The 11,821-nt window shown below is 75.4% G+C and carries 8 protein-coding genes; 1 reads left to right on the plus strand and 7 read right to left on the minus strand.

Going from position 1 to position 11,821, the window contains the following annotated elements:
* The 7 genes from E1165_RS24705 to E1165_RS24735 form a co-directional block, all read right to left on the minus strand.
* Positions 1-2,333 (minus strand): AAA family ATPase (locus tag E1165_RS24705; protein WP_132394129.1); only part of this gene is annotated, 2,333 nt, incomplete at its 3' end.
* 40 nt (positions 2,334-2,373) lie between these two features.
* Positions 2,374-2,868 (minus strand): hypothetical protein, encoded by a 495-nt coding sequence (locus E1165_RS24710; RefSeq protein WP_132394130.1) that lies wholly within the window; start codon positions 2,866-2,868, stop codon positions 2,374-2,376.
* Between the two features lie 45 nt (positions 2,869-2,913).
* Complete coding sequence (locus tag E1165_RS24715) at positions 2,914-3,681, minus strand: ATP/GTP-binding protein (RefSeq protein WP_207917031.1); 768 nt, start codon at positions 3,679-3,681, stop codon at positions 2,914-2,916.
* Positions 3,659-4,129 carry a DUF742 domain-containing protein gene (locus E1165_RS24720; protein WP_132394131.1) on the minus strand — a complete coding sequence of 157 codons (471 nt, stop codon included), beginning with the start codon at positions 4,127-4,129 and terminating at the stop codon, positions 3,659-3,661. Before E1165_RS24720 ends, E1165_RS24715 begins: the two co-directional genes overlap by 23 nt.
* Positions 4,126-4,590 (minus strand): roadblock/LC7 domain-containing protein, encoded by a 465-nt coding sequence (locus tag E1165_RS24725; protein WP_132394132.1) that lies wholly within the window; start codon positions 4,588-4,590, stop codon positions 4,126-4,128. Before E1165_RS24725 ends, E1165_RS24720 begins: the two co-directional genes overlap by 4 nt.
* Entirely contained in the window at positions 4,587-7,292 is a 2,706-nt protein-coding gene (locus E1165_RS24730; RefSeq protein WP_132394133.1) for a nitrate- and nitrite sensing domain-containing protein, read from the minus strand. The genes E1165_RS24725 and E1165_RS24730 overlap by 4 nt, the downstream gene beginning before the upstream one ends.
* Positions 7,279-8,517 (minus strand): hypothetical protein, encoded by a 1,239-nt coding sequence (locus tag E1165_RS24735; protein ID WP_132394134.1) that lies wholly within the window; start codon positions 8,515-8,517, stop codon positions 7,279-7,281. The genes E1165_RS24730 and E1165_RS24735 overlap by 14 nt, the downstream gene beginning before the upstream one ends.
* A 379-nt stretch (positions 8,518-8,896) precedes the next feature.
* Between E1165_RS24735 and E1165_RS24740 the strand changes: the two genes are divergently transcribed.
* Positions 8,897-11,758: an alpha/beta fold hydrolase gene (locus E1165_RS24740; protein ID WP_132394135.1), complete on the plus strand. Its 2,862-nt coding sequence runs from the start codon at positions 8,897-8,899 to the stop codon at positions 11,756-11,758.
* Positions 11,759-11,821 lie beyond the last annotated feature (63 nt).

Below are 11,821 nucleotides of genomic sequence, written 5' to 3' on the forward strand. Positions count from 1 at the left end.
GTGTGGGCGTAGGTGGCCAGCCAGGCGACCTGGGCGGGGTCGAGGGAGGGGCGGACGCGTCCGCGGGCGGTCGCCACGTGGGCGGCGGTGACGGTGGACGCGGTCAGCGACTCGCGCATGGCGGCCAGCGCCGCCTCCCGGACGAGCGCCGCGCAGTCCGCCGCCGAGAAACCGGTCAACTCCTCGCCGAGCGCGGCCAGGTCGACGTCCTGGGCGAGCGGCACCGTCCGGGACGCGGCGCGCAGGATCTCCGCCCGGGCCGGCCCGTCCGGCGGCGGCACGTAGACCAGTCGTTCCAGCCGGCCAGGACGCAGCAGCGCCGGATCGACCAGGTCCGGACGGTTGGTCGCCCCGACCACCACCACGTTGCGCAGCGCCTCCACCCCGTCCAGCTCGGTCAGCAGCGCGGCGACCACCCGGTCGGTCGTGCCCCCGTCGGTCGCCTGGCCGCGTACCGGGGCCAGGGCGTCCACCTCGTCGAGGAAGACCAGCGTGGGCGCGGCCTCGCGGGCGCGGCGGAACAGTTCCCGGACGGCCCGTTCGCTCTCACCCACCCACTTGGAGAGCAGTTCCGCGCCCTTGACCGACAGCACGTTCGCCCGGCCGGACCCGGCCAGCGCGGTCACCAGGTACGTCTTGCCGCAGCCGGGCGGGCCGTAGAGCAGCACGCCCCGGGGCGGCTGTACGCCCAGCCGGGCGAAGGTGTCCGGGTAGGTCAGCGGCCACAGCACCGACTCGGTGAGGGTCTGCTTCACCTCGACCAGGTCGCCGACGTCGTCCAGCGTGACCGAGGCCAGCTCCAGGGTGGAGGCGGCCATCGTGGTCGGCCGGACCACCTCCAGCGCGGCGGTGAAGTCGGCCATCGCCACCGTCGGCGTCCGCGCGGACTTCTGCCGCAGCGCCGCGCGCACCCCGGCCTCCCGCACCAGCGCCGCCAGGTCCGCCGCCACGAACCCGGGGGTACGTCCGGCCACCTCGTCGAGGCGGACGTCCTCGGCCAACGGCACCTGCCGGGTCAGCACGGCCAGCTGCTCGCGGCGCAGCGCGGGGTCGGGCAGCGGCACGGTGATCCGCAGGGAGAGCAGGTCCGGGGCGCGCAGGGCGGAATCGACCGCCTCGGGTCGGGAGGTGGTGCAGACCACCGCCGCGCCGGACCGGACGGTCTCGGCCAGCACCTGCCGGAACACGGTGGCCACCGGGCCGGCGTCGTCGGCCGGGGCCAGCGCCTCCACGTCGGTGACCAGCAGCACCGCCGGCCCTCCCGTACGTACCTCGGCGGCTGCTTCGCGCAGCCGCCGGGCCGCCGCGTCGTTGGCGAGCGCGGCCAGCTCGGGGGCCCAGAGCCGGCGTACCCGGGCGCCGACGGCCGCGGCGACGGCCCGGACCAGCGCCGACTTGCCCGACCCGGCCGGCCCGCTGACCAGTACGCCCAGCGAGACGTCGGTACCCAGTCGGCCCAGTACCTCACGGTGGTGGAAGCCGAGGTCGAGCAGCTCGGTCAGCTCCTCCGCCTGGGCGCGTAGCCCGGGCAACTCCTCCACCCGTGGCGCGTCGTCGGCGGCCACCGGTTCGGCGAGGTGCGTATCGGCCCCGGCCTCGGGTCCGGGCTGCCCGGTAGCCGGTCGCCGACCGGCCGTCGCCGCGCCGCCTGCGAAGATGTCCTTCCGGGTGGTGCCGCGTCCGGTGGTGTCCTCCCCGCCGGGGCCGCCTCCGGTCGATCCGGCTGCGGTCGCGCCGTCGCTGGCAGGGCGGGCTCCGGTCGGAGGCTGCTCCCAGTCGACCGCGGTGTCCATGGTGACCAGCGCGCCGCCGGCCGGCTCGGCCGCGACGACGGTGAGCAGGGTGCTCGTCCAGGCGTAACCGACGGTGTTGGCCAGGCTGCGCCGGGCGGCCTCCACCAGGGCGCGTACGGAGGCGTCGGGGAGCACGTCCCGCGGCAGCAGGGAGACGTCGTCGCCGGCGGTGACCATCTTGCCCAGCAGGGCCAGCCGGAGCATCTCCGGGGTTACCGCCGCGACGACCGGTGCCGGGCCGGTCAGGGTCACCCGCCGGGCGGGGGCCACCGGCACGGGGGAGACGGCCACCTGCCCGCCGTCGCGCAGTCCCAGATTGCCCAGGACCAGGTCGTCGGCGTAGAGCAGCCTGGTGCTCGCACCCGGCTCGGCGGGCGCGACGATCCCGACGGTCACCCGGCGGCCGGCCAGCCGCACCGGGTCCCCGGGGCGCAGCGCGAGCGCGGTCAGCACCTCCGGATGCAGCCGGACGATGCCCCGTCGGGCGTCCAGCGCGGCGGGCCGCAGGCTCGCGGTGAGGGTCAGCTCCGGTTCGGCCACCGCCCGACACTAGCGGGCCGGGACACGCTGTGCCCCGTTCTCACCGGTCACCGGTCAGCAGCGACGGGTCGCGACGGATCATCTCGGCCAGGCGGGCGGCCGGGTCGTCGGTGAACTCGTGTGTCGCGGGTGTCCAGGCGGGCGCCGTACGCCCCGGAGTCGGCCGGGACGGCGGGGGCGTGGCCGGGTTGCCAGGGCCCACTGTCGCGCCGGTCCGCGTCCACTCGATCGCCAGCGGAAACGCCCGGCCCTCGTACTCGACCCGCAGTGCCACGGCGAGACCGGGGTGGGCGTCCACCACCCGGCGGACCGCCTCGACGACGTCCCGCACCGGGTCCCGATCGGGGCCGGGCCCACCGCTGCCGGCCCGTTCACCCGGCCCTGGGGCGGCGGGACGCCCATCCCGGCCCGGCGCCGCGAAGGCCGCGGGCGACGCGCCCCCGCCCGGTTCGTCGCCCGGGTCCCCCGCCCGGCGCCGCAGCGCCTCTTCCCGGCGGGCCATCCGGGCCAGTGTCTCGTCCAGACCACTTCTCATCACGTCCCCCTCTCTGCTGGAGAACGGGTCGCGGCGGCGAATGGTTCAGGTGCCCCTCTCCCTGGTCGCCCGGTCCAGCGCCCGGTCGAGGACGACCAGCAGGGCGTCCCGTACCGACCGCCGGTCCCGGGCGTCGAACCGGACCAGCGGCACGTGGTCGCCGATGGCCAGCGCCCAGCGGATGGCGCCCAGGTCGTGGGCGATCCGGCCGTCGAAGGCGTTGACGCCGACCGCGAACGGCAGCCCGGCCCGCTCGAAGTAGTCGATCGCCGGGTAGCAGTCGTCCAACCGGGCGCTGTCCACCACCACGAGCGCGCCGAGCGCGCCTCGGGCCAGGTCGTCCCACATGAACCCGAACCGGGCCTGGCCGGGCGTGCCGAACAGGTAGAGCTTCAGGCTGCGGTCGATGGTGACGCAGCCGAAGTCCAGCGCCACCGTGGTGGTGGACTTCGTGTGCCGGCCGCCCAGGTCGTCCACCCCGATGCCGGCACTGGTCATCTCCGCCTCGGTGGTCAGCGGGGCGATCTCGGAGATCGCACCGACCGTCGTGGTCTTGCCGACCCCGAAGCCCCCGGCGACGAGGATCTTCACCGGGACCGGTGGCCGGTCGGTCCCGGGGCGCGGGGCCGGTGCCGGTGCCGGTACGGCGGCCGGTGGCGCCGGAGGCCGGTACGGCGGTGGTGGGGCCAGGTGTGTGAAGGGCGCGGCGGGGGCCGACCCGCCGAACGCGGCGCCGTAGCGGGCGGAGGCGCTGTTGGCGGCGAGCCCGCCCAGCGGGGTGACCGGCCAGTCAGGAGATCGCACGGAGTCCATCAATCACTCGCAGGATGAGATCGGGGTCAGGGGATTTCGCGACGTCTGCGGCGTGCACGTCGAGGTGGCCGGCGGCCCGGAGGTCGCCGACCAGGACCCGGGTCACGCCGAGGTGCAGCCGTGCCCGGGCGGATATCTCCGCGACCGAGATCGGCTCGGCACAGAGCGCGATGATCGCCTGGAGTTCCGGGGCCAGCGCGGTCGCCGGGGGACCGTCCCCACGGCGCGCGGTCACCTGGGTTTCCAGGCCGATCGCCGGGTCGGCGCCGGCGACCCGCCCGGCGGTGAGCACGAACGGGCGGGGTCCCGCCGGACGGCCGGCGTCCGGTTCGGGCGCGGACGCCGGCACCGGGACCTCCTCGCCGGACGGCTCCGGCGTCCGCAGGTAGGGCCGGATCCGGACCAGCGGTTCCGGGTCCGGTTCTCCGCCGGCGGCCTGCCGGGTCATTGCTGAACGGCGTTCTTCAACTCGGCGATCAGTCTGGGGGTGAGCGCGCCGCCGGCCCGTCCGGCGAAGAGCGTCATCTCGTACGCCACGGTGCCCAGGTTGGCCGTCCGGTCGGCGACGACGCCGAGCACCGAGCCGGCGCTGATCGCGCTGATCAGCAGGTACCCGTCGGCCATGTCGACGATCACCCGGTTCAGGCCGCCGAGGGCGTACCAACTCGCCGCGCCGCCGGCCAGGCTCGTCATGCCGGAGATCACGGCGGCGAGGCGTTCGGCGTTGGAGCGGTCCTTGATCGCCGACATGGCCATCAGGAGCCCGTCCGACGAGACGGCGATCGCCTCCAGCACCCCGGCTGTGCTGGCGGTGAACGAGTCCAGCAGCCAGTTGAAGGTACGGGCCTCCGGGCTGAGCTCCGGGCTGGCCGCGCGGTCGACGTTGTCGTGCAGGTACGGGCTGGTCACCGTGATGATCCTTCTTGGTTGGGGCGGTGTTCGGTACTGACGTGGCGCAGAGCGCGGGCGACACCCGCCTCGAACTCCGCGATGCGGTCGCGAACCTCGTTCGGGTCCTGGAGTCGCACGGCAGCCGGCGCACGCCGGGGCTGCGCGCCGGCCAGGCTCGCTCCGGGGACCCGCCGGGCGAGCCGGGGCCGGTCGGCGTCCGCGTCGTCCGGCGGGCCGGAGCGGGTCTGCTCCGCCCGGCGTACCCCGGACTGGAACTGCTCGACCAAGGCTCGCGCGGCCTCCGGGTCGGCGTTGGCGGCGTCCACCGGGCCGACCGCCGGACCGGCCGGCGGCAGGCTCGCCCCCGGTACCCGCTGCCGGATCGTGGGTGCTTCGGCCAGTGCGCCCGAAGCGACCGGCGGCCCGGCCGGGGCGAGCGGCGTCGGCGGGGCGGGGGTCGGCGGCGCGGCCGGTGGCGCGGTCGCCGGCGGGGCCACGGCGACCGGCTGCTGACCGGCCACCGGCCCGTCCGGGCCCGCGAACCACCACGCGGTCGTCGCGTCGGGCGCGGCCGTCAGTTCGCCGGCCCGCTCGACCGGTCGGCCGGTCGCCGTGGACTCGGTCGTCCCGGCCGGGGCCGGTCCGGTGCCCGCGCCGAAGGCGTCCCAGGACTGCGCGGAGGCCATGCTGCGGGTGGCCCGGGTCAGCAGTGCGGGGTCGAAGGCGGGCACCGGCGTGCCGGCCGGCCGGGGCGAGGGCGCGGCGGGCAGCTCCCGGCCCGACCGGGCCGGCTCGATCGCCCCCGGCGTGCGCCGGTCTCTCGTCGGCACGGTGGCCTGCGCGGAGGTGACCCCCGCCCGGTCCGCCCGGCGCAGCACCAGCAGCGACTGCGGAATCTCCAGCCGGGCGGTCACCCCGCCCCCGGGAGTGTGGGTCAGCTCGACCGACCAGCCGTGCCGGCGGGCCAGCCGGCCGACCACGAAGAGGCCGAGCACCTCGGTGGGAGCCAGGTCCAGCCGTTCCCGGCGGGCCAGCCGGGCGTTCTCCTCGGCCAGCCGCTCCTCGGTCATGCCGATGCCGCGGTCGGCCACGGCGAGCAGGGCGCCGATCCCGGTGAGCTCGCCGGACACCGTCACCCGGGTGTGCGGGGGCGAGAAGACGGTGGCGTTCTCCATCAGCTCGGCCAGCGCCAGCACCAGGTCGCCCACGATCGCGGGCGCCGCGGACACCCCGGACGGCACCCGCACGTCCACCCGGGTGTAGCCCTCGATCTCACCGAGCGCCAGCCGCACCACGTCGGCCAGCGCCACGGGGGCGACGTGACCGTCGTCGCCGGTGGCGCCGGAGAGCACCACCAGGCTGCCCGCGTTGCGGCGTAGGCGGCTGGAGATGTGGTCCAGCCGGTACAGGTGCTCCAGCCGGCCGGGGTCGGTCTCCTGCCGTTCCAGCTGGTCGATCAGCGCGATCTGCCGGCCGACGAGGTTCTGGGTACGGCGTCCCACGTGGCCGAACATCTGGGCCACGTTGCGCCGGCTCGCCGCCTGCCGCTCCACCAACCGGGCTGCGGTGCTCCGCACCCGTTCGAAGGCTCGGGCCAGGTCGCCGATCTCGTCCTGGGCGTGGACGTCGACCGGGTCGAGGTGTACCGGTGGGGCACTGTCGGACTCGTCGTCGGCCACCCGGGTCAGCTCGGCCTCGGCGACCCGGGCCACCCGGTCGGCGGAGCGGGTGAGCCGGGTCAGTGGACGGGCCACCGTACGGGCCACGGCCATGCTGAGCAGCACCACGGTCAGCAGCACCAGGGCTGCGGTGCCGCCCACCAGCCAGGCCACGGCCAGTGCCCGCTGCCGTTCCGCGCGAGTCTGTTCGATCACGTCGGCGGCGATCTTCTTCTCCACGAACTGCCCGAAGGTGATCATCGAGCGGGCCGCGGGGAAGATCACGTCCAGCGTCACGTTCCGGACCGAGCCGATCGGGTCGCGGGCGCTGTCGGCCTGGAAGGTCGGGGTGCCCCGGGCGGCCACGGCCGCGTCGTTGAGCAACGCGAGCTTGTACTGCTCGGCGGTGACCATGCGACGGAACCGCTGGCTGTGCACCTGGAGCGCGGCCATGTTGGCGACGTACGCCGCCGCGACCCTCGGGTCCGAGGTGGCCTTGACGAGCACGATCAGGGTGGCGGCTACCCCCAGCCCCTCGTCGGCGCGCATCAGCCCGTCGAGCGCGACGATCTGCCGCCCCACCGACGTGTCGGTGTCGGCGTGCAACGGCAGCCGCAGCGCCTCGATCAGGGCCATGTTGATCGGACCGAACGCCTCCATGACCTGGCTCGGGCTGGCGGACCCGGTGAGCACGAGGGGACGCAGCTCGGCGAGCCGGCGGACCTGGTCCAGGGCGGCGAGGACGTCGGGGGAGAGCTGGTCGCCGAGCTCGGCGCGGAGGTCGGCGACCCGGTCGTCCACCGCCGCCGACTTCTGCACCAGCTCGGTGCGGGGCACCCGACCTAGCAGTAGCCCGACGGAGAGGAAACGTTCCTGTTGGAGGTCCTGGACCAGGCTGCCCACCCGGTTCGCGAGCCGGGCGGCCTCGGAGGTGTCGGCGGCCCGCCGGGCCTCCGACACCCGGTCGAACACCACGGGCACGGCCAACCCGACCATGCTGAGCAGCGGGATGATCACCAGGACGGCCAGCTTGCCCCGGATCCGGAGCTTACCGAGCAGCATCGAAGGGCCCCCACGGGTCGGCGTCGCCGTGCTGGCCCGGCCCGGTGGGCTGGAGCAGCCGGTGGTCCTCAGGGCTCAGGCCGCGCGGGTTCGGGGCCGCGGCGGAGACGCGGGGGCCGGCGGGCGGCTGCCAGCCGGAGTCGGCGCCGGGCCGCCCAGCGGGCTCCGTCCCGGTGCCGCGCCGGGCCTCGGCGTCCTGCCGCCGCGCCCGGCGGGCCTCGCCCACGAGCAGGCCCAGCAGGACCAGCACGAGCAGCGCCGCCGCGCCAGCGACGCCGACGGCGATCCACCGGTCCCGGTCGTACCCGTCGATCCGGTCGACCAGCTGCGCGTCGAGCTGGTCGAGGATGACCGGCTGAAGCTGCCGGGCGGCGGACTGCGCGTTGGCGCGGGCGGCGCTGACCTGTGCCGGGTCGGCGAGGCCGGTGCGGGAGCCGGGCTCGGGCACGGAGAAGGCGGCGAGCGCCTCGACGGCCCGCTGGTAGGTGTCCAGCGGGGTGAGCACCGTGGCGCCGAGATCGGTGCGCTCCGAGTTGTCCACCGCCGCCCGCAGGTCGGCGACCAGGTCGGACGCGGAACCGAGGGCGGTCACCCGGGCCTGGGCCAGCTCGTTGAGAGTGCGGGTGGCCTGGCTGCTGGGGCGGGTGGCGGCGAGGACGCTGAGGTCGGCGAGGCGGCCGGCGGCGACCAGCGCGGTCGGCAGACCACGACCGACGCCGTCCTGGAGGAAGAACGAGTCCGCTCGCGGGTCACGCACCAGGCCGGAACTCTCCCGCACCTTGCGGTACAGGGCCAGCAGCAGGTCGGTGACCTCGCCGTACGCGGCGTAGGCGGTTTCCGGCTCGGTGAGCCTCTTCTCGGGCAGCGCCTCCAGCTTGGCCCGCAGGCCCGACCACCGCTCCCGGCTGCGCAGCTCGTCACCTATGCGCAGGTCGACCTGGGTGACGCCGTCAACCGCCCGGGCGAGCGGCTCCCGGGGGGCGGGCCGGCCGGCGACAGCGGCGGACTGGGCTTCGACCAGCGCCTCGGTGACCGGGGCGAGCGCGCGTAGGTACTCGATGCCGAGCCGCTCCCGGGTGGCGAGCTCCCGGTCGTCCCCGGTGCCTCCGTAGGCCTGGACGAAGAGTGCCGCCACCGGCGCGAGCAGCGCCACGACGAGTACCAGTGGCAGCAGGCGGCCCGGGGCGGAGGGTCGTCGACGGACCCGCTGGGTGGGGACTGTCATGGGGGCGGTCTCCTCCGGCGACGAGCGGGTGTCTCCTGTTCGGTGCCGGGGGTCGCCGACGAGTCCCGTGCACCGGACCGGAAAGGTATCCGACCCGGTCGGCGGCGTTGCCATCGGTCCGCTGTCCTTTTCGCGTCACTGCTCGGGATGTCACCGAGTGTTGGTGGGGTGGTCACGTGTCGCGAGGGTGGGCCTGGTGTCCTGTTGGGGTCTGCGGGGAATTCGGGCGATAGTCGAAATTCCCGGGATCCGAAGTCATTGGGCTGGGCATGTCTGGACGGGAGTCGGTCGACCATGCCGGGGCATCGATCGGACGACACGGGCCTGCCGGACGGAGGATCCCAGCCAACGCTCAGGAACCCGGCCGTACCGTTGCCGCATGAGATCACCGCTGCCGGCCGTGCGGCTGAAGCGCGTCCTGGGCAGCCGACGCCGGATCGTTGCGGCCTCGACCGCCGCCGTGCTGCTGGCCGCCGCCGCGGTCTGGGCGGCCCGACCCGACCGGCCCGGCTTCCGTACCGAGTCCGCCCTGGTCTCCGTCCAGTCCGGACCGGGCGGTGACGAGCCGGTCGAGTTGGACACGACGCTCTGGCTGCCCGACGGCGCCTCGGCCGACCACCCGGTGCCCGCGGTGCTCCTGGCGCACGGCTTCGGCGGCACGAAGGACTCGGTCCGCGCCGACGCCGAGGATCTGGTCACCCGGGGTTACGCCGTGCTGACCTGGACTGCGCGTGGCTTCGGCCGCAGCGGCGGGCAGATCCACCTGGACCATCCCGACTACGAGGTCCGCGACGCCCAGCGGCTGCTGGACCGGCTCGCCGCGCGGCCGGAGATTCGCACCGACGCCGCCGGGGACCCCCGCGTCGGTGTGGTCGGCGGCTCGTACGGCGGCGGCCTCGCCCTGCTCCTGGCCGCCCAGGACCAGCGGGTCGACGCGATCGTTCCGATGATCACCTGGAACGACCTGTCCCGGGCCTTCCTGCCGGAGAGCACCGGCCGACCGGCCACCGAGGGCGTGTTCAAGAAGGGCTGGGCCGGCATCTTCTTCGGCGGTGGCGGAAGCGTGGGCTCCGGCCCGGCCGGGATCTCCAACGCGTCCGCCGTCCCGCCCGGGGAGGCCGCCGCGTCACCCGGCCCGAACGGGCCGGCACCCGGGGCGGGGCCGGAGACCGGACGTGCGTCCGCCGGGGTCGCCGACCCGTCCTGTGGACGGTTCGCCGCGGACGTCTGCGCCGCGTACCTGCGGATCGCCACCACCGGCCGGGCCGACCAGGCCGCGGTGGACCTGTTGCGCCGCTCCTCCCCGGCCGGCGTGCTCAACCGGATCAAGGCACCCACCCTGCTGGTGCAGGGCGAGGCGGACACCCTCTTCCCGCTGGCCGAGGCGGACGCGAACGCCCGCGGTATCGCCGCCTCCGGCACCCCGGTGCGGGTCGCCTGGTTCACCGGCGGCCACGACGGCGGCGCGGGGCCGACCAGCGACTCGGACCGGGTGAAGTTCCTCACCGCGCAGTGGCTCGACCACTACGTCAAGGGCGCGGGGGAGGCCCCCGGCGACGACTTCACCTTCTCCCGGATCGCCGGTTTCAACGCGCTCGACCGGGGGTTGGTGGCCAGCGGTTACCGCACCACCGACTACCCCGGGGTCACCGGCCAGGCCCACCGGGAGGTGGCGGTGGCCGGTCCTCCCCAGCCGGTCGCCAACCCGCCCGCCGGCAATCCGGGCGCGATCTCCGCGGTGCCGTTCGCCGGGGCGCTCAGCTCGCTGCTCGACGGGGTGGCCGGCGACATCCCCGGCCAGCACGCCCGCTTCGAGTCCGCGCCGCTGGACGAGGCGGTCGACGTGGTCGGGGCGCCCACCGTCTCGATCCGGGCGGCGTCGCCGACCGGCGGGGCCGTGCTCTTCGTCAAGCTCTACGACGTCGCCCCGGACGGCTCGGCCACCCTTCCCTCCGGGCTGGTCGCCCCGGTCCGGCTCAGCGGCCTGCCGGCGAGCGTCGACGCCGCGCGACCGGTCCGGGTCACCCTGCCGGCGATCGTCCACCGGGTCGAGGCCGGGCACCGGCTGCGGCTCGTCGTGGCCACCTCCGACCAGGCGTACGCCACGCCGGTGGAACCGGCCGTGTACACCATCGCCGCGGGTGACGCGCCGCTGGCGCTGCCGACCGTGGACGCCGTGCCGATCCCCACCGCCGCCACCGTCTGGCGCTGGGTGCTGCTCGGGCTGCTCGCCGCCATCGCGGTCGGGCTCGTCGTGGTCGTCGCGGTCGCCCGCCGCAGGCACCGCCGCCAGGACGACTCCGTGCACCCCGAGTACGCGGGCGTCCCACTCGCCGTCCGGGAGCTGCGCAAGGAGTACGCCGACGGCTTCGTCGCGGTGTCCCGGGTGGACTTCGAGGTGCACCCCGGCCAGGTGGTCGGCCTGCTCGGGCCGAACGGCGCCGGCAAGACCACCACCCTGCGGGTGCTGATGGGCCTGACCCAGCCGACCGCTGGCGAGATCTACGTCTTCGGGCACCGGCTGGTGCCCGGGTCACCGGTGCTGTCCCGGATCGGCGCCCTGGTGGAGGGACCCGGCTTCCTGCCCCACCTGTCCGGCCTGGAGAACCTGAGGGCGTACTGGCGGGCCACCGGGCGGCCGTGGGAGGACGCGCACTTCGACGAGGCGCTGGAGATCGCCGGACTGGGCGCGTCGGTGCACCGGCGGACGAAGAACTACAGCCACGGCATGCGGCAGCGGCTGGCCATCGCGCAGGCGATGCTCGGCCTGCCGGAGTTGCTGGTGCTCGACGAACCCACCGACGGGCTGGACCCGCCGCAGATCGCCGAGATGCGCCGGGTGCTCCAGCGGTACGCCACCGACGGCCGCGCGGTGCTGGTCTCCAGCCATCTGCTCGCCGAGGTGGAGCAGACCTGCACGCACGCGGTGGTGGTCAACAAGGGCCGGATCGTGGCGTCCGGCCCGGTCGGGGAAATCGTCGGCGAGTCGCCGAGCGTGCTCTTCGAGGTGTCCGACCAGGCCGCCGCCCGGGAGGTGCTCGGCCGGCTCGACGGGGTCCGGGTGTTGCCCGACGGCGACGGCCAGCTGGTGGTGGACACCAACGGCACCGCCCGCAGTGAGGTGGTGGCCGAGCTGGTGCGGGCCGGCGTGGGGGTGGACCGGGTGGTGCCACGACGCCGCCTGGAGGACGCGTTCCTCGCCCTGGTGGGCGAGAACTCTCGGGGAAGCGGGGACCGGTGATGGCGGGCTCTGGTGTCGGGTCGAGTTCGGGTGCGGGTCCGGCGGGCGGGTCCGGGCCGGCCG

The organism is Micromonospora sp. KC723, assembly GCF_004348595.1.
Classification (GTDB): Bacteria; Actinomycetota; Actinomycetes; order Mycobacteriales; family Micromonosporaceae; genus Micromonospora.